The following is a 23,920-nucleotide window of genomic DNA, read 5'->3' on the forward strand; positions in this document are numbered from 1 at the left end:
ATTTCCCCCTCAACTACCCAACTAATGGATAGTGTAGAGGAGAAATCTTATCGACTGCGTTTATAGCCGCTTAACATATGCTTAAAGAAATCTTAAGTTTCAAGATGCGCCAACGGGAAGCTCATCTCGAATATCGTTTCCTTAGTGGAACTGCTAACCGATATTCGTCCATTTTGCGCTTCGATAATACTTTTGGTAATCGCGAGTCCAAGGCCCGTTCCTCCAGACCCCGATTCAGAAGATCGTGATCGGTCAACACGGTAGAAGCGGTCAAAAATAAAAGGAACATCTTGTGCCGGAATTTGCTCGCCGTAATTAATAACTCGAATGACAGCTCGATCTTCTATATTCTCGATCTGCARATCGATAATTTTGCCTGAGCTGCCATATTGAATGGCGTTCGTCATTAAATTATCGAAGGCGCGCGCCAGCATATTCCCGTCCGCCATAATGAACAATGTGTTTTCCTTTGTTTGAATATTGCAGGTCATCTTCGCCTTCTCTAGGCTTGGAACGAACTCCTCGGTAAGCTGGAGTGCGAAGCCGACAATGTCTAGTTCATCAAGCTCCAGCGGCATGCCGTTGTTTAGCTTTGTGTATTCAAACAGATCATCGATTAATCGTTTCAGATGCTTCGATTTCTCATAGGCGATGTTAACGAAATATCGGAGCTCTACCTCATCCTGATACCGATCCTGATCGATCAGTTCAAGGAAACCTAAAATGGACGTAAGCGGTGTACGCAGATCATGAGATACACCGGTAATTAAATCATTTTTTGATTTCTCGGCATTTCGCTCATCCTGCAGCAGCTGATTGAATTGCTGGCCTAATCCATTTATGCTGCTTGCTATTTCTCCAAGCTCATCCGACGCTTTGACAGGAATAACATAATCAAGCTCCCCAGCACCCAGCTGCTGCAGGCCAAATCGGATTTCCTTCAAATAGTTAATCATGTTCCTGCTTGTCCAGAAAAATAACGCTAGAAAAAGCAGACATCCAAAAATAGCAATGACAGGGGCAGAACCAATATTGTTTACGATCCAAATTAATGTACGATTATACGATGTGTATTGTATAAGAAAATAGGCAAGCAAATGTCCTGCAATGACGCAGCATAACATAAGACCTAAGCTTTGTAAGAAAGCAATGATAAAGGATAAGCGAATGGTACGGAAAAACTTATAGCCCTTCTGATTATCACTCGCCCCACGTTGGTCAAGCTTCCTGTAGCAAATTACAAAGATCAATAAACCCGCAGCAGCTGCGATTGGCGTTGATCCGATGTTCTCAATTGTCCATATAATTGTTTTGTCGTATGGCTTTATATCTAACATAAACCACAGCAGCATCCAGCCAATCACAGCAAACAGCACCGCTGCTCCTAAACTTGCTGCAGCTGCCTTTAAGTTGAATTTGTTCTTTTTCTTCATCATTTCAGCACCTTCATTTGCGAGGTTTGCATCTAAATAGGCAGGTGGAAGACGAGGTTCACACGATGCCTATAGCGCATCCATTTTATAGCCTATTCCCCAAACGGTTTTGATAAATCTCGGATTTTGGGCGTCCTTCTCAATTTTCTCTCGAATTTTACGGATGTGAACCATAACGGTGTTTTTGGATTCCATAAAAGGCTCGTTCCAAGCGCTCTCATATATTTTGTCCATACTGAGGACGATACCACGATTGACTGCCAGCAGGGTAAGAATAGAAAATTCACGAGGCGTTAGTTTAATTTCCTGCCGATCAACGGTTACCGTATGCGTAGCTGTATTTATAATGAGATCATCGATGATGATTTCATTGTCATTATGACTCGCTTTCGAATGAAATTGCTTCGCTCTGCGGATATGCGATTTGACACTGGCAAGCAGTACCAGCGGGCTGAATGGCTTCGTGACATATTCGTCCGCACCGAGGCTAAGACCCGATATTTTATCAATATCCTGAGATTTGGCGGACAGCATAATAATCGGAATATGGTTTTGCTCCCGAATTTTCATGCATGCTTCAAGCCCGTCCATAACAGGCATCATCACATCAAGTATAATAAGATCCACCTTATGCGTATTAAGCTTCTCCAGCGCTTCAAGCCCATTGGATGCCTTTAGCATCGTAAATCCTTCATTTTTAAAATAAATCTCCATTAAGCTTAATATTTCCTTCTCATCATCTACCATAAGTATCGTTTCTCTATTCATATCTCTGTACTCCCTCCTGCGGTGTGCTTCTCATTAAATATAACATGATCTGTATCCATTGGTTCATTTATGTATGTTACAGAGTGGCGCCGCAAATAAAAAAAGGAGCAGACTTCGCTTGAAGGCGTAAGCAAGCTCCCCTTTATGATTGATTTCTTACTCCGTTTTGGACGAAGCTTCGCTGTTTTCACCAGCAGCTGCGTCATCCGGCCGTGCAGCATCTTCTTTAGCAAGCATTTCTTGGCCTTTAACCTGCAAAATACTAAGTGCCGCGTTTAAATCCTGTGTGTCTTCCTTCACCTTTTTCATCTCTTCCTTAACCGCATTTGTGAATTCCTCATAGAAGGTGTCAGGCAGCTTGTCAAAATTTTTGTAGCCATTAAAAGCACTTGGCTTTAACTCATAGAATGCACCATAATTATGCCCTTCAACATCCGTAATATATTTCGTGCGAACCGGCAAACCATTGTAATTGTTCGACTTTGATTTTACTCTCGCATAATCATCGCTTGTCACATAGTTAAGAAAATCCCATGCAACCTCCTTGTTTGGAGAGTCTGCTCGGATTGCAAATAAATTATTAAATGACATCAGATTCGATTCATCTGGACTTTGCTGTCCGATTGGAGCTGTCACGATGTCCCAATTTTTTACGATCTTATCTTTTAGGCTTGGATAGTCGCTTGCCTGCTTGATTTGGTTCGTGTAACCAACGTCTTGAATCGTCATCGCCAAACGACCGGACAGGAAAGGATCTGATAACAGGTAATCCTCATAGGACTGTGACATCGCTCCCGCTTGACTGCTCATACTTTCAAAAAAAAGCGCGTTTGATTCTATTGCATCCAGCGCCTGCTGAAATGCATTTTTCCACGAATCCGTATGTATGGTCATTTGCTTTTGCCCAGCATTCACATAGCTAACTTTTTCAGACTCTGCCAGCATAATGGCCAAATCAAACAGCTCCTCGCGATATCCCATCTTCAAACCGTATACCCGCTCCTTCCTATCACCTTCTGTCGGGAAACGCCTCGCCAATTGTATCGTTTCATTCCAGCTCATTCGACTTCGCGGAAGCTCAATTTTGTATTTTTCAAATAAATCCTTGTTGTAGTAAATAACTTGGCTGTAGAAGCTAGGCGCTAAACCGTATACTTTGCCGCCGCCCTGCTCTTTCAAATAGTCAAGCATACCGGGAATCAATCCCTCGGTTTCGTATTTTTCTTTTTCCATAACAGCATCGAGATCATAAAGCTTGCCTTCTTGTGACAGCTTTTGGTACCTCTCTGCATCCAGCATTAAAATATCAGGCTGTTTTTCTTCTATAAATTTGTTAAACGCAGTATCGTAGTCTGTATTTTCTTCACTATACATCGACTGATTGCTAACGACTTCAATTTCAACATTCGGATATAATGCCGAGAACACCATACCATAATCTTGGAAGAACATGCCTTCATCGTAATACATGACCTTCAGTGACGACTGCTTCATTTTATTACTATCCTTATTGTCTCCTCCAAAGCTGCAGCCAGTTGCCACTAATGCCAAAACAACGACTGATAAAACAAACCTTGACCTTACTTTCATCTTTCGTTTCTCTCCCTCTCCGCTTATCCCTAATATGTATCCATATCCTACTGATATATAGTCTAGAGGAAAAAACTTACTAATTCTCTCTGCTATTTCTTAACATTAGCTTAATGAATGCTTAAGTTTTTCAAAGTTTTCGAAGCAGTGCGGGAGCTCTAACGAAAAAAAGGACACATCCCCCTATAAGGGCTGTGTCCTTTCTTCCATGATAACTTATGATTATACCGCTTTTTTGTAAAATGGCTTTAAAACAATCCCGAGTATTTTGCGGAGCGGCCCCGGGAACGAGCGTACATCCTCTGGTGTAATAACGCGAAGCGCAGCGAGCAATATGAGATAAAGTGATCCTACAACAACAGATGCAACAGCAGCTGCCAAGAAATAGGAAAGCTTATCTGCCCATGCTCCAGTAATAGCCAGCACCCCGTACTCAGCTCCCCAGCCAGCGAGGGCAGGTACTGCAATTGCGATCAAATAGGCAATCCATTTGCCGCCTAGCACGTTCAAGTTAACGTCCTTGTTAATGCTTCTTAAATTCAAATACGTTATGACAACGAAACAAATCGTAGATCCAATAATAAATCCGTATACGCCAAGCAAAGGAGCAAGCGCCAGACTGAACACCACTTTAAGCGCCAAACCAATAAACGTATGGTTCATCGGCAGCTTAGGCTTGTTGAGTCCATATAGGATCGAATTAGAAATCATCATTGTAATTTGGAAGATCGCTCCGGCTGTAAGCATCGCTACCGTCCCGCTTCCGCTTGGAGTCGTAAATAACAGTCCAGTAACGGAATAAGAGGCTACTGCCAGCAGCAGCGCAACCGGTACGCCTGTAAACAACACAATCCGCATGACGAGCGAGGATTGACGCTGCACTTCCTTCATATTATTCAAGGCAAATGCCGAGGATATGATCGGAATAATCGACGCGCCGAGCGCAATCGCAAGAATCGGAGGTATGCCTGCTATCCCCATCGCCTTCGTGGAGTAATCCGCCAAAGCTTTTGTTGCGGAATTTTCATTATAAAAGGATTCCGTCAATCGCATAAATATCGTTATATCAAAAAAGTACAATAGCTGTACTGTCATAGCCGTTACGACAGCAGGAATGGAAGTGCCGAATATTTCTTTATAAATGGTCCGATAAGGCAGATTGGAGCTTGTCTTTACCGACTTATCCTTCACATTTATAGCGGATTTAGCATGCTCCGATTGATCTTGTTTTTTCAGCTTCCGCCAAAACCACATCATAACCGAAAATGCACCAATACTTCCGAGCACAGAACCAAACGCAATAGCTGCAGCGCCGTACTTATCTCCCCAGCCCCAGCCGAGTACGATCAGGGCTAGTCCAATTCCACCGATGAGCCGCAAAATTTGTTCCATGATTTGAGAAATCCCGCCTGCGGACATGATCTGTCGGCCTTGGAAGTAACCTCGCATCATCGCAATAATAGGAAATAGCAGCAGCGCAGGCGCTATAGCTTGCAGCGATAAAGCTGCATCCGGCACCTTCGAGAACCGTTCATAAGCTGGTGCAAAAACAAACATCGCAGTGGCAAGCAATATCCCTGTCACTGCTCCAAACATTAATGCCGCTCGATAAATTCGTTTGGCTTCATCGGGCCGGCCAAGCGCATAGCGCTGAGAAATCATTCGACTAATCGATAGCGGTATGCCGCCCGTCGCAATCGTTAGCAGTAATAAGTAGATCGTATTCGCTGAGTTGAATGCCGCCTGTCCGGCAGCTCCCAGCATATATTCGAGCGGAATCCGCTGGAACAAGCCGAGAAACCGGACGACCAACGCTGCAGCTGCCAGTATAATTGTGCCTTTAATTAATGAGTCTTTTTTTAGCATAATGGTCTGTCAAAGTCTCCCTATCCTTTATTTCCAATGGGCTCCAGCGGCTGATGATTGCCGCGTACGGGCACTGCTGCATGAGATGGAGAAGCCCAACGCACACCATTTTGAATCACTTGCAGCACTTGCGGGTTATAGTAGGTTGGATAAGTCTCATGCCCCGGACGGAAGTAAAAGATTTTACCTTGGCCGCGGTTAAAGGTACAGCCGCTGCGGAACACCTCGCCGCCTTCAAACCAGCTCACAAAAACAAGCTCATCCGGCGCTGGGATATCAAAATGCTCACCATACATTTCCTCATGCTCCAGCGTAATGTATTCCGGCAAGCCGGCTGCTATCGGATGCGCTGGATTTACGACCCAAATTCTTTCCTTCTCGCCCACTTCACGCCATTTGAGATCACAGCCTGTGCCCATCAGCTTTTTGAAAATTTTTGAGAAGTGACCCGAGTGCAGCACGATTAAGCCCATGCCTGCGAGTACGCGCTGTTGAACACGATCTACAATGGTGTCATCCACCTGGTCATGCCCCATATGTCCCCACCATACTAGAACATCCGTATTGGCTAGACGCTCTTCTGTAAGGCCATGCTCCGGCTCCTCAAGCGTTGCTGTCGCTACTTCGATATCTCCACTTGCGATCCCTTTGGCTAAAGCTTGATGAATGCCATCTGGATATACATTTTTGACTTCCTCATGAATCTTCTCATGCAAAAACTCATTCCATACGGTTACTTTAATCATTGAGCTATCCACCTTTTATTCATTTCATTAAAAGACGAGCCATAGGACAAACACCACGATCATCGCCAGCTGCAAAATTACCTTCACGACTACGCTTGAAAACAATCCTACAACTGAACCTAAACCAACCTTGAGCGATTTGTCAAAACGTGTTCCGATAATCATCTCACCAATGACGGCACCCACAAAAGGACYGATAATAAGGCCAAGTGCTGGGATAACGAAAGGACCAAAGATAAGACCAATTGTACTGCCGATCACTGAGGCTCGCGAGCCTCCAAATCGTTTGACGCCCCAGGCGCTAACCGCATAATCGGCGACAAACAGCACGATTAAAGTTACCGTCTGAATGAACCAGAACCAAAAACCAAATTCACTAAACGAGAAAAATAAGCCATAAACAAAAAATGCGCCATAAATGGCAAGAGCTCCCGGAAGAATCGGATAAATAGCTCCTGCCATCCCTACTACAAATAATAGAATAACTAATGTCCAGCCTAAAATATCCATACGTTTCTCATCCCTTCAGAAGGTAACGTCTAATCACTTCTGCAACTCCATGCTCATTATTCGTAAAAGTAATGAAGTCTGCAGCTTCCTTGACCGTTTCCTGCGCATTGCCCATCGCTACGCCTAAGCCAGCTTCGCGAATCGCCGCAATATCGTTCAAGCTATCGCCAACAGCAATGACTTGCGACATCTCGATGTTAAGCAAGCCGCAAAGCTCTTGAAGTGCGCTTGCCTTTGAAACGCCGAGCGGATTAAGCTCCAAATTAAATGGAGATGAATTCGTAATCTCAAGCGCTCCCCAGCTTTGTACTTCTGCCAGCAGCTTCTCTCGAGTGTTGTCATCCTCTGTGTAATAGCCGAATTTCAACCAGTGATGTGATGCATAATCATCAGCAGGCGTAATCCATTTCTCTTTATTGTAAATTTCATCAGCTGTATACGCCCAGAACCACGGCTCGCCATGTGCGAGAGCAAGCTCATGCAGCCTTTGCACGTAAACGTGGCTTAGATGGGTACGTTTATGAAGCACATGCGGACGATGCCAGATCTCACTGCCGTTTACTGTGATCATAGGTGTTTCCAGTTTTAATTGCTCAGCGTAAGGCAGTGCACTGCGAAAACCTCTGCCCGTTGAGAAGCTGACAATAACTCCAGCATCAAGTGCTTTTTGAATCCATTCTGCATTTTCCGTACTAATTTCACTCTGTTCATTTAGCAATGTTCCGTCCATATCAAGCGCAAGCAATTTATAATCTCCCAATATTGTGCCTCCTCGTAAATGCCGTATCGTTGTTGTACCTAACTAGTAAATTATTTTAGCACATTTACGACAGATTCCAAATGAAAGTCACTCTAAAAAACACGAATTCATCATACTTGCTCAGAAAAAAGGAGCAGCCTCCGCTAATTTGCGTAAGCATGCTCCCCATCTTTTAACTTACTCCGTTGTTTCAATGGTAGTAACAGATCCGCTGCTTTCCGAAGTTCCAGCTCCTTCAGCACCTTCAGTAGGTACAGGATCTTCCTTCAACAGCATTTCTTGGCCTTTCACCTGCAAAATGTCAAGCGCCGCATCGAGTTCCTGTTCCTTTTTCTTCACTTTTTCAAGCTCTTGGCTGGCTGCGCCTCTAAATTCTCCCCAGAAGCTTTGTGGCAGCTTGTCAAAATCTTTATAGCTATTAAATGTACTTGGCTTCAAATCATAAAATGCCGCAAAATTATGCCCTTCTGTATCCGTAATATATTTAGTGCGGACAGGCAATCCATTATAATTGTTCGACTTTGACTTTACTCTTGCAAAGTCCTCACTCGTTACATAGCTAAGGAATTTCCACGCAGCGTCCTTACTTGGTGATTCCGAGCGAATGGAGAAAATGTTGTTGAAAGACATCATGCTTGATTGATCCGGATTTTGTTGTCCAACCGGAACCGTTACAATATCCCAGTTTTTCACGATCTTATCCTTTACCTTCTCATTCTCAGCCGCTTGCTTGATTTGATTGATGAAATTAATATCGCCCATCGTCATCGCCAATCGGCCCGCTATGAAGGGATCGCTTAACAAATAGTCCTCATAGGTTTGAGACATCGGTTCGTCGCCACCTTGATTACGCATGCTATCAAAATAAAGCGCGTTCGAATCCAATGCGTCAATCGCTTGCTTAAATGCATTTTTCCATGAATCTGTGTTTATCGTCATTTGTTTTTGCGAAGCATTCACATAATTAACGTTTTCTGAATTAGCAAGAATGCTTGCCATTTCAAATAAATCTTCGCTGTAGCCCATTTTCAGCCCGTATACGCGTTCCTTTTTGTCACCATCCGTAGGGAAGCGGCGTGCCAATTGTATCGTCTGGTCCCAGCTCATGCGATTGGTCGGCGGCTCGATTTGGTATTTCTCAAACAAATCCTTGTTGTAGAACATAACTTGACTATAAAAGCTTGGCGTCATGCCAAAAACCTGTCCGCCGCCATTTTCTCTCAAATAATCAAGCATGCCGGGAATCAAGCCCTCTGTATTATACTTTTCCTTCTCCATAACCGGATCAAGATCATAAAGCTTGCCGTCAAGTGCCATCTTTTTGTATTGATCGGTATCAAGCATCAATATATCTGGCTGCTCCTCCGTAATAAACTTGTCGAGTGCAGCATCCATATCCTTGTTTTCGCTTTGATACATTTTCCTATTTTCTACGACTTGAATTTCGATATTTGGATATAATGCCGAGAACACCATGCCATACTCCTGAAAGAAAGAACCTTCATCGTAATACATAATTTTCAGCGTTGACTGTTCATTTTCTTTTTGTTCGTTTTTGCCCCCAAAGCTGCAACCGGTTACCAATAATGTAAAAACAACTAGCGGTATGACGAATTTTGACAACACTTTCATGTTCAATTTTCTCTCCTCTTCAGTTTCCTCCTAATATGTACCAATTACATTACGTTTCTTTTTGGATAAAAGTTGCAGTTATACACCTTTTTTTGAAATAAATATGAAAAAAGCATCCATTTAGGATGCTTTTCGCAATTATTATGCTAACTTTCTTAGACGCAGTTTCTTGATTACAATGCCATGCGAGGGCGAGAACAAAAATGCGATAACGAACAATATTGCAGCTGCGCACACCATACAGCCAGCAATTGAAGCATCCAATAAAACAGCTGCACCATAGCCGATGAATGTACTAGCTACGCCGGCTGCTACACTCAAAACGATCATCAGGCCGAGCCGATCTGTCAGTAAATAAGCGGTAGATGCCGGGATAATCAGCAGTCCTACAACGAGTATCGCTCCTACACTTTCAAAGGAGCTTACAGTAGCCATCGAGACGAGACCCATTAATAAATAATGAAAGATAGCTACAGGTATGCCGATTGCAGCCGCAAGGGCAGGATCAAACGCGCATAACTTGAATTGTTTATAGAACAAAACGATAACTGACGTTATAATCAGCAGCGTTGTGCCGAGCAGCCAAACGGCTTTCGGGCCCATATTCACGCCGCCAAGCTCCCAAATATTCCAGTGCACATACGCAATCTCACCGTACAAAATCGCATCCTGGTCCAAATGCACCTGACGAGCGTACAAGCTTACGAGAACGACACCAATGGCGAATAATGCTGTAAAGACAACGCCGATCGAAGCATCGGATTGAATGCCGCTTTGCTGAAACATTTGAATAAGAAAGGTCGTCAGCAATCCGCATAATAGTGCTGCGAACATCATTAGCAGCGAATCGCGCGAGCCGCTGAGCAGAAACGCGATAACGATACCGGGCATGACGGAGTGGCTAATGGCATCGCCGATCATCGCCATTTTGCGCAAAACAAGAAATACACCTAGAATACCGCAGCAGCTTGCTACTAGAGCACCTGTAAGCAAGATCCAGAAGTCGCTCATAATGCCGCCTCCTTCTTCACTTTGCCCTCAAGCAGCATATCGGTGTCACGATTATAGCTTTGCTTCACTCTTTGGCGCACCAGTCTTTTGGCAAGCAATCCGCGCTTTGGACCAAATAGAATGGAAATGCAGAAGAGCAATGTTGCTGCCAGCACCGTAACAGGTCCCGTTGGCAAGTTAGACACCGATGCGCTAATCCAAGTGCCTGCCGCACCGCTAACTGCACCGAATATGCCTGACAATACAACCATGAGCCCAAGGCGATCCGTCCAGTATCTAGCCGATACGGCCGGTGTAATAAGCAGCGCAGCTACGAGTACGACACCTACCGCTTGAATGCCCGCTACTACAGCAACGACGATTAGAAGCATGAGCAGCTGCTCAAGAAAGGCTACGGGATAACCGATACCTCTAGCAAACCCGGGGTCAAAAGAAATAATTTTAAACTGTTTAAAGAGCAGCGTGCAAACCGTAATAAGAGACACACACACGACTGTCATCGTAATAACGTCAGATGCAATCATGGAAGCCGCCTGCCCAAACAAGAATTTATCCAATCCGGCTTGATTGCCATAGCTGCCATGCTGGATAAGTGTAAGCAATACGATACCTAGGCCAAAAAATCCTGACAAGACGATCCCCATCGCTGCATCCTGTTTAAGCTTAGAGTTTCGAGTAATATATCCAATACCGAATGTTGCGATAAGACCAGATATGCCTGCTCCTATGAGAAACAGTCCAATCGATTTAACGCCAGTGAGCATGAATGCAATGCATATGCCTGGCAATGCCGCATGGGCTAACGTATCGCCCATTAAGCTTTGTTTCCGAAGATACGAGAAGCAGCCGATCACTCCACTGCTTAAACCAAGCAGTGTACAGCCTAGAAAAATCCATTGCATATTCGGATCGGTCAGCATCAACCATATTCTATCCATGAATTACTCACCCTTTCCGTCAAAACGTGACGGAGACTGCATGCTGCGATCAAGAAACGCCAGTCTGCCGCCGTAAGTACGCTGTAATTTCTCCTGCGTAAAGGTTTGCTCTGTTTTGCCGAATGCTTGAAGCTCTACATTCAGAAGCAGTACCGAGTCAAAATAATCTTGCACAGTCGCTAGATCATGATGGACAACGATGACCGTTTTCCCTTGCAGCTTCAGCTCCTGCAGCAATGTGATAATGGCTTTCTCTGTCGCCGCATCCACGCCTGCAAATGGTTCATCCATAAAGTACAGCTTCGCGTCCTGCGCCAGTGCACGCGCTAGAAACACGCGCTGCTGCTGTCCGCCAGAGAGCTGACTGATTTGCCTGCCCGCATAATCGGCCATGCCAACCTTGTTCAGGCACTCCAGCGCAATCGCCTTATCCTTCGCGCTTGGGCGGCGGAACCAGCCTAAATGACCATAACGGCCCATAAGTACAACATCAAGCGCATTCGTTGGAAAATCCCAATCCACCGATTCTCGCTGCGGGACATAACCGATCATTTTCCGCTGCTGCTTATAAGATTTGCCGTATACTAACACTTCTCCGCCAATACTCGGTATGAGGCCAAGAGCCGCTTTCATCAGCGTCGACTTACCTGCACCATTGGGTCCGATTACCCCGACGAGCTCACCCTCGCTTACTTCAAACGATACGTTCCGAAGCACTGGCTTCTTCTGATAAGCAACGCTTAGTCCCTTAATTGTAAGCGGTGCAATTTGTTTCGTATTTTGCTTGGCTGCTGTTGTAGAATGGTTCATTTTTATCACTCACTTTCCTTGCCTTTTTTATGTGCTATTTCAAAGCGGCTACAATCGTATCCACGTTATGCTTCACCATTCCGATATAAGTGCCTTCAAACGTACCGGCATCTCCCATTGCGTCGGAGTAAAGCTCGCCGCCAATTTTCACCTCATGGCCTAAGCTTCTTGCCCCTTCTATGACCGATTCAATTGATTTTTTCGGAACGCTGGATTCGATAAAAACAGCTTTTATTTTTTTCTCAACTAAGTAGTCGCGCAGCTTGCTAACATCCTTTGAGCCGTACTCCGACATCGTATTCATCCCTTGCAAACCCGTGACAGTTAGACCATACGCTTCCCCAAAATATCCAAATGCATCGTGTGCTGTTACTAAAATGCGATCTGCCTCTGGAATAAGTGCAATTTGCTCTCTCGCATAATTGTCCAGCTCCTCCAGCTGCTTGATGTAGGCTGCTGCATGCTCTTTGTAGTACTCCGCATGGACCGCATCCTTCTCCATCAGCGTGTCGCGGATCACCTCTGTTGTAGAAATCCAAAGCTTCACATTGAACCAAATATGCGGATCATGCATGCCAGCCCCTTGCCCTGGGGCGGAGTGCAGCTGATCTTCCGTCAAATATTTGGAGACGGCTACCGTCGGCTTGCGCTTCTCCAATTTCTCGAACATCTCGGCCATCTTGCCCTCTAAGTGCAAGCCGTTATAAAAAATAATGTCCGCATTATCCAGCTTCCGCACGTCTCCTTGAGATGCCTTGTATAGATGGGGGTCAATCCCTGCCCCCATCAATCCGCTAACATCGACAAACTCACCGCCTACCTGCTGCACTACGTCCGTGATCATTCCTGTTGTTGTCGTAATTTTCAATTTCCCATCGCTCGTTCCTTGCTGCCCGCAAGCTGAGGTTACCATTGCCGTCATCGCCAAAAAAACGATAACCATAATAAATCTCCGAAGAGCAGAATTTGTTTTGTACGTTTTACGCATTGTGCTACCTCCTCCATCCCTGTCATTTTTTATATGCTCTAAAGTTTGCCCTTATGAATCTTAGTTTACCTAATGCCTTTTTTTTAATAATACACAAAAATGTTTCACTCGTGCAACATTTATTTTGAAATGGGCGATTTGCACAGCAAAAAAGGCAGATCGGAGTTGATGCTCCGACCTGCCTTTTTGATGTTTTTAGACCACTATTCGTTTGCTCCTGTTCCTGTATCAGTTCCTGCATTAGCATCATCCGCTGTATGATTAGCCGTGTTACCAGCAGTATCATTTGTAGCTGGCGCCTTCTTTTTCGGCACACCGTACAAACCAATTTCCTCGTCATAAGCATCAAAAATCTTACGAGCGATTGGAGAAGCACCGTAACCCCCGAACCCGCCATCAGGTACAACAACGGCTACAGCAAGCTTCGGCTTATCGGCAGGCGCATAGGCGATAAATACCGCATTTTCTGCAGTCCGGCCTTTTACTTGTTGCTCTGACGTACCTGTCTTACGGTTATAGGTGTAATCCACACCTTCAAAGCCTTGCGAGCTAACCTTCGACATGCCTAGCTCAATTTCTTTCCAATATTCAATCGGGTAATTTACTTCATTCAAAATAACAGGCGTATAGCCTTGAATAATATTTCCGTCTGCATCCTTAATTTCGTTTACAAATTGCGGCTTCATTCGTTTGCCGCGATTGGCAAGCATGGCAGTATATTGCGCGAGCTGCAAGGTTGTATAACGCCCTTGCTGACCGAAGGAGGCTTGAACAAGCGCTGATTGTGAACTGGCACTTTTCGCCTCGTTAAAGTACTCAATAACGCCCTTCGTTTCGTTAGGCAAGCCGCTTTCCGTCAGGACGCCAAGACCAAATTGCTTCATGTATTCGTCCCAAATTTCTACGCCATTTTGCGGGTCTCTTCTATAAAGCCTATCGCCAATCATAGCTGCCATAAACGTATTGGAAGAATGTTGAATGCCTTGCGCGCCATCAATGTAGCCAAACTTTTTGCCTTGGGAGTTGCCGATATAAGTCTCATATCCTTTTCTACCATACGAGAATCTCCCAGTGTCCGGGTAGGTATCTGTCGTCTTAAACAATTTCTCATTCAATCCGACTAATACGGATAACGGCTTCATTGTCGAGCCAAGTGGCAGGATGGAAGATGGATGTTGATTGCGCTCCTCTTCTGAATATTTGCCATAGACTGTTCGAATCGTACCGTTCGATAATATATTCTGGAAGTTCTCGTAATCCTCTTTGCTAATTCGGCCGCCTGACCAAATATTTGGATCATAATCCGGCATACTCGCCATCGCCACGATTTTACCTGTATCTACTTCCATCGCTACTGCGAATCCGGTTTGTGCATATTTGGCACGCTCATATTTGTTTGTAGACGTTGATATTTTTTTGAGCTGATCCATAATTGCTGTTTCCGTCGTTAACTGCACGTTTTTGTTAATGGTTAAATAAAGATCCGACCCTTTTGTAGGATTCGTTATTTCCATTGGCCCGATAATACGCTCCGCGTTGTTAACGGGATAGGTTTTCAAACCATTTTTGCCGCGCAGCACGTCCTGATACATCCGCTCAAGACCGTCGAAGCCAACGTCCTCTTCATCCAAATATCTCAGCGTAGGATCTTCCTCAGTCGTCTTTTCCTTGTAGAAGTCTACGTTTTCGCGAACGGTATTAAACTTCTTCAAATACCCGACAAGCTGCACCGAAATCGAATCTTTATCATAGTTCCGAACGCTTTCCTCCATGATATCTACACCTTTGAACGACGTGCGATTTTCCATGAAATAAGCCACTTCTTTATTCGTGAGGCCGGATTTAATCCGCCGCGGAGTCGAGATATTATTCCGTTTAAAATCAAGATCCATCTGGCGAATAATATCGTCAACCGTCATCGCCTTGGCAGGATCGCCAAGCTCTGTAAATATGTCATAAAGCTTCTGCGCCATCTCTTTTGCACTTGCAGTCGCTTTCTCCAGCTTAAGCTCAGGCTGAATCGTGAAATAAATAGACTGGGTCGAAGTCGAATACGCAATTGCATGACCCGTAGCGTCGTAAATATTGCCCCTTATCGGCGGAATCTTCACGCTGCGTGTACTTTTGCCGATCCCTTCAGCACTTAGAGTCGGCCCTTCAACAAACTGTAAAATGGCTAGCCTTACAATCAAAACACTAAATAATGCGAACGTAATAAAGAAAAATAAGTTCAATCGAAACGAAAAATGACGTCGATTTATAATTTCCCGTTTCTGCGGATCATCTTGCACGTCTAATCACCTCATAACCTTCTCATTTTAAGCTATGCATCACGTATGTGAGTATCGTCAAATGCCGGCGGATTAAACCAATTCCCGGTATTTGCCCAAGTAGCATCCAGTGGAATCCAGCCATTATCCCCTTCGCTGATTCGCACCTCATTCCAAGCATGCGGACCGAAGCCTCCCTTACCGTTAGCTCCCATTCCAGTTACAACCCGAACCTCTAGACCTGCCGACCTAGCCATTACAGCATATAAACGAGCTATATCTATACATACGCCTTTGCGCGTATCAAATGTTTCGGGAGGTGTCTGTTCCTTCCAAATTCCCTGCTCTTCATAATTCCGAGCTTTGTCCCAATCGTAAGCAATTCTTGTTCCAAGAAAGTCATATAGCTTTCTCGCCTTATCCTCATTCGTTTGCGCATCCTTGGTCACATAAAGAGCAGCTTTCTCAATCTCAGCTGGGATGGCGTAATCAATAATCTCATATTTTCGTTGTAAAATTTGTTTGAACTGCGCTTCAACCGCTTGGGCGAGCACGGGTCCTTGCCCTGCTAGAACGTCTCCGGCAACTGGACTCAGCCACGAAGCCGCTTTGGTATAAACCGTCGATTCGGAAATTTTGTCGACATACCAGCCATTTGGCACAAGGGACACATAAACGAATAAAAGAACGACGAATACAAATGAACGACCCGCTCCGTGAGCAGCACCAATTAAAGCCCCTATGGCACGGCTTGCACTTCGCCTGCCTTGCAAGTGAGCAATAGGCTCTTCCTTGCCGCTCCTCAGAACGCCTTCTACTGCCCTTTCCAGCAAAGGCTCAATTAAAGCTGCCAATGCCCGCAGCAGTAAATAACTGAGCAGGAACAAGACGCCATAGCGCAGCAATGCAAAATCCCTCAAACTCGTAAGCAGCGTGTACCATGCCTGCTCCACCCCGCTGAGGTCATGAAGAGGAACCTTCACCTTGCTAGTCAACCACTTCGCTACAGCTAGTGACAATGTATTCGTGAGCTGTGCTGCCAGTACCAAACATACGATAACTGCTAAACCTTCCCAAACAAAAAAGAAAAGACGCCTCGCAGATCCCGATGCGCCTCTCCTCATCCCCTGTATAAGAGAGCCAATTAGCAATAGAAGCACAATGATAGCAATTGGCTCCGGCTCTCTAAATAATTGATCCCAGCTTGTCATCGGCATTACCCGTTCTGCTTCGCTTGGTCGATGAAGGTTTGTATCGTATTATCGAGCTCCCACTTGCCAAGCGCCGTTCCGCGGAATGAAATGGCAACCTCATTCGCACCCGGCTCTCCGGTAAGCTCTACATTTTTAGTTTTCACTGTAAAGGTTCCATCCCCGTTGTTCACGAAAGTAGCATCCTTTGCTTCGCCTACCATTGCATTAACGGCTTCCTGTTTCACTGTATCTGCAACCTTAGTGCCAATCTCTTTCAAATCATCCATAGTGTAGCCGCTATATACGACAATACCAAGCACGATTGCCACCACAAGTGCCCATTTAACTACAGTTTTCACGATGCGGATAATAATTAATAGTAAGATAAGCGCAATAACAAGCACAAGCCAATGTTCTTTAAGAAAAGCTGTCCAAGTGTCCCAATCATAGGTCGAAAAATTCAAAAAATCCAATTGCGATCCCCTCCATTATACCTCGTACAAAATCCCATTACAAAATATTATAACCTACGGAATATAGGGCGTAAACGCTCGTTTCCTTTTTATGCAGACATATCCTGTCCCAATTAGACGTACAAGTATATAAGAATGTAATTGGCAAGGAGGGTCAGCTCTGTGAAAACCGCGGTTTGGCTGTACTTATTTTTGTTTATCGCCTTTTTTGATTTGCATGCGCAATACCCCATTTTAACACCTTTTGCCATCTCTTTAGGTGCAGCGCCTTCCTTCATCGGACTCATGATGGGCATGTACTCCATTACGCATTTGCCTGGAAATCTCATTGCAGGCTTTGGCGTTGACCGTTATGGCAGCAGATTGTTTATCGTGTTCAGTCTTATGGCAGCCGGCATTGTTCTCCTGTTTCAATCACATGTAACTAATCCTTGGCAGCTCCTCACGCTCCGCTCCATCAGCGGTTTTGTGCTTGCATTTCTGTCTCCGGCTTGCTTGTCCCTGCTTGCAAGAATAACGAGCGATCGAACGGAGCAAGGAAAGCTTATGGCTGGCAATGGACTAGTTCATACACTAGCATCAGTCGTATCTCCAGCAGCAGGAGCGTATCTCGTTGCAAAAATTGGATTTTCAACCGCTTTTACGCTGCTTGGATGGGTTCTGATCGTAACATCTGTCTGCGCTCTGTTCTTTATTAAAGAAGTTCGCCAGAAGGTAGAGCAAACGGAAGCTGAAAGCAACGACGGGAAAAAGAAAACGATGCTCCCGCTTGAACCTGCAGTACCAATTCCTTGGCTGGTCTACCTGCTGCCTGTTGCAATAAGCTGCGCGCAGGGTATCCTATCGTTCGAGCTGCCACTGCTAGCCAAAACGCAGGAAGCGATGATGACGACCGGCCTTTTATTTTCCGTTATCAGTATCGGTGCACTCGTCACATTAAGCATGCTGTTTCTGAACCGCGTATCCGCGTATCTGCGAACGTTGTGGGGCTCGCTCATTCTTGCCATTATTTACTTTGGCATTGCATCCGATATACCGGCACCTCTAACATTGATGCTGCTCTTTGTCGGTATGGCGAAAGGAGTCATTTTGCCCGCGCTGTCCACCTTATTAATTGAGCTTAGCGGCGGAGCACGTTACGGCCGTACTTTTTCCGTATTATCCATCGCCTTCTCCATCGGTGCGTTTATCGGACCGATGGCGGCAGGACAGCTTCGCAACTATATATCGCCTTACTACATAGCGTTTATTGCATTGATGATAGCAGTCGCTCTGCTTCCGCTGCGAATTTCCCGTTCACTTTCTTCCCGCACCCATTTTTCGTAGGCATAGGTAAATGCACAGGGCTAATTCCCCATCATGTCATATGCTGTATTATGACAGGTGACTAGTTAGAACAGCTAAGCTCAGCTGTTTGCATTCATCCTTCTAACACTACGGAAACGAGGTGACCCCATATATGTCTGCAAATGTAAGTTCAGAAAATCGTGGTTATGGCCACGGAGGTTTCTCAAACCTTGGCATTATCCTTGTACTGTTTATCCTGCTCGTAATCATAGCATGCACTTGCCTCTACTAGTAAAATAATAAACGGTCTGCAAACTGCAGACCGTTTATTCATTTTCAAACGAAAGAACCAATCATTCCCGATCTCGGTAAAATCGATTTTTGGTGGTAAACTATACATATGCTTCATGACCCTGCTCTACATTCACTACGCGAGGTGAGTTCCATGGATATAGCCATTATCGTAGAAGGAAAAAATGACAAGGCAAGACTTAAGCGCGTCCTTCATCAAGATGTACCGATTTTCTGCACCTTCGGCACGCCCGGTTCGGAGCAATTGGACAAGCTTAGAAAACAAATTGGCAAAAGCCAAGCTTATATTTTCACCGACAATGATTCCTCTGGAAAACGGATTCGCTTCTTATTGCGCGACGTATTTCCAGATGCTGAGCATATTTATACCCGCAGAGGTTATTCAGGCGTAGAGCATACGCCAGAGGAATATTTAATTGAGCAATTAGAAAAAGCGGGCCTCGATGCGCATATCCTGTACCCTGCGCAGAGTCCCGCTTCTATTTGGAGCAAAGATGAATTTTAAAGCACCTTGTTTAATTGATTTACGATTTCCTCAGCCGTCAAATCTTCTTTGCTGCCATCAATCCATTTGCGAATTTGACCGTCCTTATCCACAATCGTAATGACATTGGAGTGAGAGAAGGAGCCGTCCTCATTTTTAATGACGCCAATGCCAAAATCTCTAGCAATTTGCATCGTGTTTGACTCATCGCCCCGCAGGAAACGCCAACCATTAAGATCAGCAAAATTCCGCTTTGCAAAATCACGAATGACTTCAGGTGTATCCCGTACCGGATCAAACGTAATGGAGATGAGCTCTGCTTTAGTGCCGAGCTTGCCTTCCTCTTTAAGCTGCTCCTGTACTTGCGACAGCAAGAAGGTAGTAGGCGGACAAACATCTGGACAATTTGCGAAATAGAAATATACAATTCGCGCCTTACCATTTGTTGAAGCGAGCGTTACCTTCTGATCATCCAGATCCGTCAGCTCAAACGCTGGCGCAGCCTTCTCGATTGGAAGAGTCTGCTTCTCCGGCATGCCGTACGTAATAAATAAATAAATTCCCATTGCTGCGCAAAGCGCAAGTACTGCAATTTTGAAGCTATGCTTTTTGACAAAATCCACGCCAGTCACTCCTTAAGACGATAATTATGATCCCGTCGTATTAAGAATCATAACGATAAATATAACCATTAAATAATTGACCGAGATAAGAAAATTGGTTTTTGCCCATTTGTCGGTATCCTTGGCTTTTGGTCCGCGCAACGTATGGATAAGCCAGATTAAGCCGCCTGCAACGGATATGACCAAGAAGAAAATACCAACGTAACCGTAGGAATAAAACAATATGCCCGTTGGCAAAAGCAATACGATGTAAGGAATCATTTGAAACTTCGTACGTTTGATTCCTTTCACGACAGGCAGCAATGGAAAACCTGCTGCGCGATATTCTTCTACCCTTCTAATGGCAAGCGACCAGAAATGAGCAGGCTGCCACAGGAACATCAGAGCAAACAATATCCAAGCACCCGCATCGATTTCACCTGTTACCGCGCAATAACCGATAACCGGCGGCATCGCGCCAGAGATGCCTCCAACCGATGTACTCCAAGTTGAAGTACGCTTGAGCCACATCGTGTACACCACAATGTAAACACCCCAGCCTAGCAGTCCAAGCCAGCCTGATAAAGGATTAACGAGCAGGAAGAGAACAGCTAGTCCAACAACCCCCAAAATAATACCATAAGCCAGAACAGAGCCTGGCGTCATTCGACCGGTCGGAAGCGCGCGATCCTTCGTACGTTCCATTTTCAAATCAAGTTCCCGATCCCAATAATTATTAATCACGGTTGCTGACGCTATCGTCAACGTTGAGCCGATAATCGCCCATATAAGCAATAGAACGTTAATGTCCCATTTGGAAGCAACCATGAAACCACCTATCGCAGCAAATACATTAAGTCGAAGTAGCCGCGGTTTTGTCAATGCAATCCAGTCTTTAAGCACGAAGCTAGCCTCCCAAGTTATGCGACAAGACGCTGATGGCGTCTATCATCCATTGATGAATCGTTTTTAATCATACCGAAAAAAGAACACGATGACAACGTTCGACGGTTTTGTTCATCATTTTGCCACGTAAATTGTGACAAATCATTTAGTAACCAAATGGGCGGGTACACAATACAATAACTATGTAGTTTGATGCCTATGCCGAACAGCACATCAAACCGTCCTAAAGTCTACGAAAGGAAGTGATCTGTCAATTCCATGGCTGTCATCAAAACCAATTCCGAAGATACGAAGATGCTCGCTAGGCTCATGCGAGCGGAAGCAGAGGGCGAGGGCGAGCTCGGCATGCTTATGGTAGGCAACGTTGGCGTAAACCGTGTACTAGGAAATTGTATCGACTTTAGAAATCTTCGGTCCATCCCAGACATGGTCTATCAAAGTCCTGGCGGTTTCGAAGCAATCACCAAAAGCTACTTTTATCAAAGCGCTCGTGATAAAGATATTCGATTAGCAAAGCGGGTCATTAACGGCGAACGTCAGCACCCGGCTTCTAATGCATTATGGTTTTTCCGCCCAGCAGGCAGCTGCCCTGATACGTGGTGGGATCAGGCTAACAGCGGCAGGTATAAGAAACACTGCTTCTTCGTTCCAACGCCAGAGGATTGTCCGGCCGTTTATTAAAACTATTTCTAATGTATGAAAGTGAGGAAATTCTAAATGTCTAATGGTTATGGTTACAAAAATCAGGTAAGCCCCGCAAATACAGGTCCCGTTCAAGGATTCGGCTACGGCGGTTATGGTCAATACCAGTTTCCAATGGGGATGCAGCAGCCGATGGGCATGCAACAGCCAACTACGCTCCCAGCCAACTTTCAAACCCAACAAGCACAAGTCATTCCGCCAAATGTGCCAAGCGGATCGTTTATTACGCCACAAGGCGGCACTATCGTTGCAATGCCTACCGTTGAAGAATCCTATGTAGAAAATATTTTGCGTCTGAACCGCGGCAAAATGGCAACTTTTTATATGACTTACGAAAACAATCGCGAGTGGAACGCCAAAATTTTTAAAGGAATCATCGAAGCTGCTGGACGTGATCACATCGTTATTAGCGATCCAACGACTGGTATGCGCTACTTACTTTTGACGCTTAATCTTGATTATGTGACATTCGATGAGCCGATTGCTTATGAATATCCGTTCCAAGGCGGAGTAGTAAGCTCTTCCACTCCACTTGGCATGGCTACTCTCGGCACAGCAAATTCTAGCCGTTAATCGCTGCTTCGCCCTTTAGATGTGCCGGCTTAAACGTCCAAATGTGCATTTTCGCAGCTCCCCCAACAATAAAGCTCGAAATATGCATCCAAGAGGAACGCTCACTGCAGCGTTCCTTTTTGATTTGCTCTGCTTGCTCGCAGGTAGCTGCGTTCCATACCTCTACAAATAAACCCGGCTGATCTGTTCCTTCATATAATTGCACCTCGTGTCCTTCCTTTAGCAGCGAAGCTGTGTAGTCAAGATATTGTGCCCGAAATTCTGGTGAAACACGATATTCTGCAAAACAAATGTACATTTGCCTTCAGTCTCCTTTAGATTATATTGATAAAGTTGCTCCCCTCCGCCGATACTACATCTAATTATCGATTGGGGAGGACTTGTCATGGACACAGGCACACATCTTATCATGGGCATCGGTTTAGGGGGCCTTGCCGCAATTGATCCCGTGGTAGCAGCAAATCCAGCCATTCACACCGCTGTTTTGCTTGGCACAGTTATCGGATCGCAAGCGCCCGATTTAGATGGCCTACTTCGTTTAAAAGGCAATGCGATTTACATTCGCAATCATCGCGGCATCTCTCACTCCTTGCCGGCTATCGCCATTTGGACTGCGCTAATTACCGGCCTCCTCCAATTGTTTTACCGAGGCTCGCTCCCTTGGCTGCATATTGGGGGCTGGGTGCTGCTCGCCGTATGCGTGCATGTATTCACCGATTTATTTAATACTTACGGCACTCAAGCGATGCGACCCTTCACGGACAAATGGATCTCTTGGAACATTATACACATATTTGATCCCATCATTTTCACAACGCATGTCATAGCTATTTTACTGTGGGCAGGCGGATTCGTAAATCCAGCTTCAATATTCCCGCTTATGTACTTGTTTCTAGCCGTTTATTTTGTTTGGCGAACAGTTACCTCCAGAAGTACGCTGCAACGGATGAAGACGCTGGACACTGAATATCATGAAGGCGATGCTTATATCGTCATTCCAACGATTTCTCTAACGATATGGAATGTAGTCAAGCAAGTTAAAAATGGCGGATTCGCCATCGGAAATTTACGCAATAACAATTTAGTATGGATTGATTATGTGGAATGCTCTGATCACCCGGCAGTCGCCAAATCCAAAAACGATCCCGCCATTCGATCCTTTTTATATTTCACCAGCTTTGCCTGCGCAGACGTTCGGGAGCATACATGGGGCTATGAGGTCAGATGGTGCGACGTACGTTATCGCCATCGCAAGCAATACCCATTCGTTGGCGTTCTGCTTATGAATAAAAAGGATGAGACCATTGGCTCTTATGTAGGCTGGCTCAGCGATGAACGTTTATTGAAAAGATTGCGCATGGATACTTTTTAGTATTGACGTTCGAAAGCCCTTTGCTTCAAAATAGAGGGGGCTTTCTTTTTTTTGTTTTATATTATTGAAGAAAGTCGATCAGCCCTGTGCTAAAATGATGGTTACCATAATAAAAAGCCCAAGGATTACCCTTGGGCTTCATTTCATCACTGTGTATTAGAAGCGATTAACGGGAGCCGCCTGACAATTGTTGTTCAGCAATTTGAACAAGCTTTTTCGTAATATAACCACCTAGGGAGCCTGCATCACGAGTTGAAACATTACCGTAGTAGCCATCTTGAGGAATTTGTACGCCCAGTTCTTGCGCTGCCTCAAGTTTCATTTGTTGTAATGCTGCAGTTGCTTGTGGAACAACAAGTTGATTTCTGCTTCCTGCCATAATGTATTTCTCCTTTCGTCCTCTGCACTTTGATGTGTGTTGCAAGCTTGCAAGCTTATTATGTGCACCATCAAAGAATCTATTCTTAAACCATTAAAATATATTGACGATTTATTAAGGAGAGAAAACAAGATGTCCAAACCGCTTTCTTTGTTCTTTTCCGTACTAGCTATCGTATTTATGAGCGCTATGGCTATTTCCATCAGCTATAATGGCTGGTTTGTATTATTGTTTGGTTTGTTAAGCCTTTTCACTGTAGGAGCCGGCTTTATTACAAAAGCTCGTTTGCGCAGAAAAAAACAAGGCTGACGCTAT

At 44.9% G+C, this 23,920-nt stretch carries 26 protein-coding genes; 6 read left to right on the top strand and 20 right to left on the bottom strand.

What is annotated here, in order from left to right:
- Window positions 1–92 precede the first annotated feature (92 nt).
- The 15 genes from AC1DPK_RS01460 to AC1DPK_RS01530 form a co-directional block, all read right to left on the bottom strand.
- Window positions 93–1,436: a sensor histidine kinase gene (locus AC1DPK_RS01460; protein WP_477509039.1), complete on the bottom strand. Its 1,344-nt coding sequence runs from the start codon at window positions 1,434–1,436 to the stop codon at window positions 93–95.
- Window positions 1,437–1,502: 66 nt separating this feature from the next.
- The gene (locus tag AC1DPK_RS01465; RefSeq protein WP_339204471.1) at window positions 1,503–2,201 is read right to left on the bottom strand and encodes a response regulator transcription factor; all 699 of its coding nucleotides are present in this window, start codon (window positions 2,199–2,201) and stop codon (window positions 1,503–1,505) included.
- 156 nt (window positions 2,202–2,357) lie between these two features.
- A complete protein-coding gene (locus tag AC1DPK_RS01470; RefSeq protein ID WP_477509040.1) occupies window positions 2,358–3,791 on the bottom strand; it encodes an ABC transporter substrate-binding protein in 1,434 nt (477 codons plus the stop codon).
- 222 nt (window positions 3,792–4,013) lie between these two features.
- Window positions 4,014–5,657 (bottom strand): putative polysaccharide biosynthesis protein, encoded by a 1,644-nt coding sequence (locus AC1DPK_RS01475; RefSeq protein ID WP_076267517.1) that lies wholly within the window; start codon window positions 5,655–5,657, stop codon window positions 4,014–4,016.
- A gap of 20 nt (window positions 5,658–5,677) precedes the next feature.
- Complete coding sequence (locus AC1DPK_RS01480) at window positions 5,678–6,403, bottom strand: ThuA domain-containing protein (protein ID WP_477509041.1); 726 nt, start codon at window positions 6,401–6,403, stop codon at window positions 5,678–5,680.
- 27 nt (window positions 6,404–6,430) lie between these two features.
- Window positions 6,431–6,913: a DUF456 domain-containing protein gene (locus AC1DPK_RS01485; RefSeq protein ID WP_477509042.1), complete on the bottom strand. Its 483-nt coding sequence runs from the start codon at window positions 6,911–6,913 to the stop codon at window positions 6,431–6,433.
- A gap of 7 nt (window positions 6,914–6,920) precedes the next feature.
- Window positions 6,921–7,673, bottom strand: coding sequence for a Cof-type HAD-IIB family hydrolase (locus AC1DPK_RS01490; RefSeq protein WP_076267514.1), 753 nt, complete (start codon window positions 7,671–7,673; stop codon window positions 6,921–6,923).
- Window positions 7,674–7,850: 177 nt separating this feature from the next.
- Complete coding sequence (locus tag AC1DPK_RS01495) at window positions 7,851–9,305, bottom strand: ABC transporter substrate-binding protein (RefSeq protein WP_477509043.1); 1,455 nt, start codon at window positions 9,303–9,305, stop codon at window positions 7,851–7,853.
- Between the two features lie 141 nt (window positions 9,306–9,446).
- Complete coding sequence (locus AC1DPK_RS01500) at window positions 9,447–10,316, bottom strand: metal ABC transporter permease (protein WP_441876619.1); 870 nt, start codon at window positions 10,314–10,316, stop codon at window positions 9,447–9,449.
- Window positions 10,313–11,254, bottom strand: a complete 942-nt coding sequence (locus AC1DPK_RS01505) for a metal ABC transporter permease (protein WP_477509044.1) — start codon at window positions 11,252–11,254, stop codon at window positions 10,313–10,315. Before AC1DPK_RS01505 ends, AC1DPK_RS01500 begins: the two co-directional genes overlap by 4 nt.
- A gap of 3 nt (window positions 11,255–11,257) precedes the next feature.
- The gene (locus AC1DPK_RS01510; protein ID WP_441908328.1) at window positions 11,258–12,064 is read right to left on the bottom strand and encodes a metal ABC transporter ATP-binding protein; all 807 of its coding nucleotides are present in this window, start codon (window positions 12,062–12,064) and stop codon (window positions 11,258–11,260) included.
- A 34-nt stretch (window positions 12,065–12,098) separates the two neighbouring features.
- Window positions 12,099–13,052 (bottom strand): metal ABC transporter solute-binding protein, Zn/Mn family, encoded by a 954-nt coding sequence (locus AC1DPK_RS01515; protein WP_477509045.1) that lies wholly within the window; start codon window positions 13,050–13,052, stop codon window positions 12,099–12,101.
- Window positions 13,053–13,255: 203 nt separating this feature from the next.
- Window positions 13,256–15,343 carry a peptidoglycan D,D-transpeptidase FtsI family protein gene (locus AC1DPK_RS01520; protein ID WP_477509046.1) on the bottom strand — a complete coding sequence of 696 codons (2,088 nt, stop codon included), beginning with the start codon at window positions 15,341–15,343 and terminating at the stop codon, window positions 13,256–13,258.
- A 32-nt stretch (window positions 15,344–15,375) separates the two neighbouring features.
- Entirely contained in the window at window positions 15,376–16,539 is a 1,164-nt protein-coding gene (locus AC1DPK_RS01525) for a transglutaminase domain-containing protein (RefSeq protein ID WP_477509047.1), read from the bottom strand.
- Complete coding sequence (locus AC1DPK_RS01530; RefSeq protein ID WP_076267507.1) at window positions 16,539–16,988, bottom strand: hypothetical protein; 450 nt, start codon at window positions 16,986–16,988, stop codon at window positions 16,539–16,541. Before AC1DPK_RS01530 ends, AC1DPK_RS01525 begins: the two co-directional genes overlap by 1 nt.
- Window positions 16,989–17,150: 162 nt before the next feature.
- Here AC1DPK_RS01530 and AC1DPK_RS01535 point away from each other — a divergent pair, with 162 nt between their 5' ends.
- Window positions 17,151–18,314, top strand: coding sequence for an MFS transporter (locus AC1DPK_RS01535; protein WP_477509048.1), 1,164 nt, complete (start codon window positions 17,151–17,153; stop codon window positions 18,312–18,314).
- A gap of 184 nt (window positions 18,315–18,498) precedes the next feature.
- Here the strand turns inward: AC1DPK_RS01535 and AC1DPK_RS01540 are convergent, their stop codons facing one another.
- Window positions 18,499–18,675, bottom strand: coding sequence for a hypothetical protein (locus tag AC1DPK_RS01540; RefSeq protein ID WP_441876599.1), 177 nt, complete (start codon window positions 18,673–18,675; stop codon window positions 18,499–18,501).
- A gap of 45 nt (window positions 18,676–18,720) precedes the next feature.
- Between AC1DPK_RS01540 and AC1DPK_RS01545 the strand changes: the two genes are divergently transcribed.
- Window positions 18,721–19,092, top strand: coding sequence for a toprim domain-containing protein (locus AC1DPK_RS01545; protein ID WP_430059985.1), 372 nt, complete (start codon window positions 18,721–18,723; stop codon window positions 19,090–19,092).
- On the opposite strand, the gene AC1DPK_RS01550 is transcribed toward AC1DPK_RS01545, so the two are convergent.
- Both AC1DPK_RS01550 and cyoE read right to left on the bottom strand, forming a co-directional pair.
- Complete coding sequence (locus AC1DPK_RS01550; protein WP_339204487.1) at window positions 19,089–19,694, bottom strand: SCO family protein; 606 nt, start codon at window positions 19,692–19,694, stop codon at window positions 19,089–19,091. The two genes, AC1DPK_RS01545 and AC1DPK_RS01550, sit on opposite strands and share 4 nt — an antisense overlap.
- Before the next feature lie 24 nt (window positions 19,695–19,718).
- The gene (gene cyoE, locus AC1DPK_RS01555) at window positions 19,719–20,576 is read right to left on the bottom strand and encodes a heme o synthase (protein ID WP_339204488.1); all 858 of its coding nucleotides are present in this window, start codon (window positions 20,574–20,576) and stop codon (window positions 19,719–19,721) included.
- 261 nt (window positions 20,577–20,837) lie between these two features.
- Between cyoE and AC1DPK_RS01560 the strand changes: the two genes are divergently transcribed.
- Entirely contained in the window at window positions 20,838–21,260 is a 423-nt protein-coding gene (locus tag AC1DPK_RS01560; RefSeq protein ID WP_076267501.1) for a cell wall hydrolase, read from the top strand.
- Window positions 21,261–21,296: 36 nt separating this feature from the next.
- The gene (gerQ, locus tag AC1DPK_RS01565; RefSeq protein WP_477509049.1) at window positions 21,297–21,854 is read left to right on the top strand and encodes a spore coat protein GerQ; all 558 of its coding nucleotides are present in this window, start codon (window positions 21,297–21,299) and stop codon (window positions 21,852–21,854) included.
- Here the strand turns inward: gerQ and AC1DPK_RS01570 are convergent.
- Window positions 21,844–22,152, bottom strand: a complete 309-nt coding sequence (locus AC1DPK_RS01570) for a hypothetical protein (protein ID WP_477509050.1) — start codon at window positions 22,150–22,152, stop codon at window positions 21,844–21,846. The two genes, gerQ and AC1DPK_RS01570, sit on opposite strands and share 11 nt — an antisense overlap.
- An 87-nt stretch (window positions 22,153–22,239) precedes the next feature.
- Between AC1DPK_RS01570 and AC1DPK_RS01575 the strand changes: the two genes are divergently transcribed.
- Window positions 22,240–23,226: a metal-dependent hydrolase gene (locus AC1DPK_RS01575; RefSeq protein WP_475443517.1), complete on the top strand. Its 987-nt coding sequence runs from the start codon at window positions 22,240–22,242 to the stop codon at window positions 23,224–23,226.
- A 166-nt stretch (window positions 23,227–23,392) separates the two neighbouring features.
- Here AC1DPK_RS01575 and AC1DPK_RS01580 read toward each other — a convergent pair whose 3' ends face one another.
- Window positions 23,393–23,605 carry an alpha/beta-type small acid-soluble spore protein gene (locus AC1DPK_RS01580; protein WP_054023438.1) on the bottom strand — a complete coding sequence of 71 codons (213 nt, stop codon included), beginning with the start codon at window positions 23,603–23,605 and terminating at the stop codon, window positions 23,393–23,395.
- A gap of 132 nt (window positions 23,606–23,737) precedes the next feature.
- On the opposite strand from AC1DPK_RS01580, the gene AC1DPK_RS01585 reads away from it, so the two are divergent.
- A complete protein-coding gene (locus AC1DPK_RS01585) occupies window positions 23,738–23,914 on the top strand; it encodes a DUF5325 family protein (protein ID WP_477509051.1) in 177 nt (58 codons plus the stop codon).
- Window positions 23,915–23,920 lie beyond the last annotated feature (6 nt).

It is taken from the genome of Paenibacillus sp. 01T424, from assembly GCF_056398745.1.

Coding starts and splice junctions, on each gene's coding strand:
- AC1DPK_RS01575 (WP_475443517.1), top strand. CDS start 22,240: ATGGACACAGGCACACATCTTATCATGGGCATCGGTTTAGGGGGCCTT.
- AC1DPK_RS01500 (WP_441876619.1), bottom strand. CDS start 10,316: ATGAGCGACTTCTGGATCTTGCTTACAGGTGCTCTAGTAGCAAGCTGC.
- AC1DPK_RS01570 (WP_477509050.1), bottom strand. CDS start 22,152: ATGTACATTTGTTTTGCAGAATATCGTGTTTCACCAGAATTTCGGGCA.
- AC1DPK_RS01585 (WP_477509051.1), top strand. CDS start 23,738: ATGTCCAAACCGCTTTCTTTGTTCTTTTCCGTACTAGCTATCGTATTT.
- gerQ (WP_477509049.1), top strand. CDS start 21,297: ATGTCTAATGGTTATGGTTACAAAAATCAGGTAAGCCCCGCAAATACA.
- AC1DPK_RS01545 (WP_430059985.1), top strand. CDS start 18,721: ATGGATATAGCCATTATCGTAGAAGGAAAAAATGACAAGGCAAGACTT.
- AC1DPK_RS01525 (WP_477509047.1), bottom strand. CDS start 16,539: ATGCCGATGACAAGCTGGGATCAATTATTTAGAGAGCCGGAGCCAATT.
- AC1DPK_RS01515 (WP_477509045.1), bottom strand. CDS start 13,052: ATGCGTAAAACGTACAAAACAAATTCTGCTCTTCGGAGATTTATTATG.
- AC1DPK_RS01495 (WP_477509043.1), bottom strand. CDS start 9,305: ATGAAAGTGTTGTCAAAATTCGTCATACCGCTAGTTGTTTTTACATTA.
- AC1DPK_RS01540 (WP_441876599.1), bottom strand. CDS start 18,675: ATGTATAGTTTACCACCAAAAATCGATTTTACCGAGATCGGGAATGAT.
- AC1DPK_RS01465 (WP_339204471.1), bottom strand. CDS start 2,201: ATGAATAGAGAAACGATACTTATGGTAGATGATGAGAAGGAAATATTA.
- AC1DPK_RS01470 (WP_477509040.1), bottom strand. CDS start 3,791: ATGAAAGTAAGGTCAAGGTTTGTTTTATCAGTCGTTGTTTTGGCATTA.
- AC1DPK_RS01475 (WP_076267517.1), bottom strand. CDS start 5,657: ATGCTAAAAAAAGACTCATTAATTAAAGGCACAATTATACTGGCAGCT.
- AC1DPK_RS01510 (WP_441908328.1), bottom strand. CDS start 12,064: ATGAACCATTCTACAACAGCAGCCAAGCAAAATACGAAACAAATTGCA.
- AC1DPK_RS01560 (WP_076267501.1), top strand. CDS start 20,838: ATGGCTGTCATCAAAACCAATTCCGAAGATACGAAGATGCTCGCTAGG.
- AC1DPK_RS01580 (WP_054023438.1), bottom strand. CDS start 23,605: ATGGCAGGAAGCAGAAATCAACTTGTTGTTCCACAAGCAACTGCAGCA.
- AC1DPK_RS01480 (WP_477509041.1), bottom strand. CDS start 6,403: ATGATTAAAGTAACCGTATGGAATGAGTTTTTGCATGAGAAGATTCAT.
- AC1DPK_RS01505 (WP_477509044.1), bottom strand. CDS start 11,254: ATGGATAGAATATGGTTGATGCTGACCGATCCGAATATGCAATGGATT.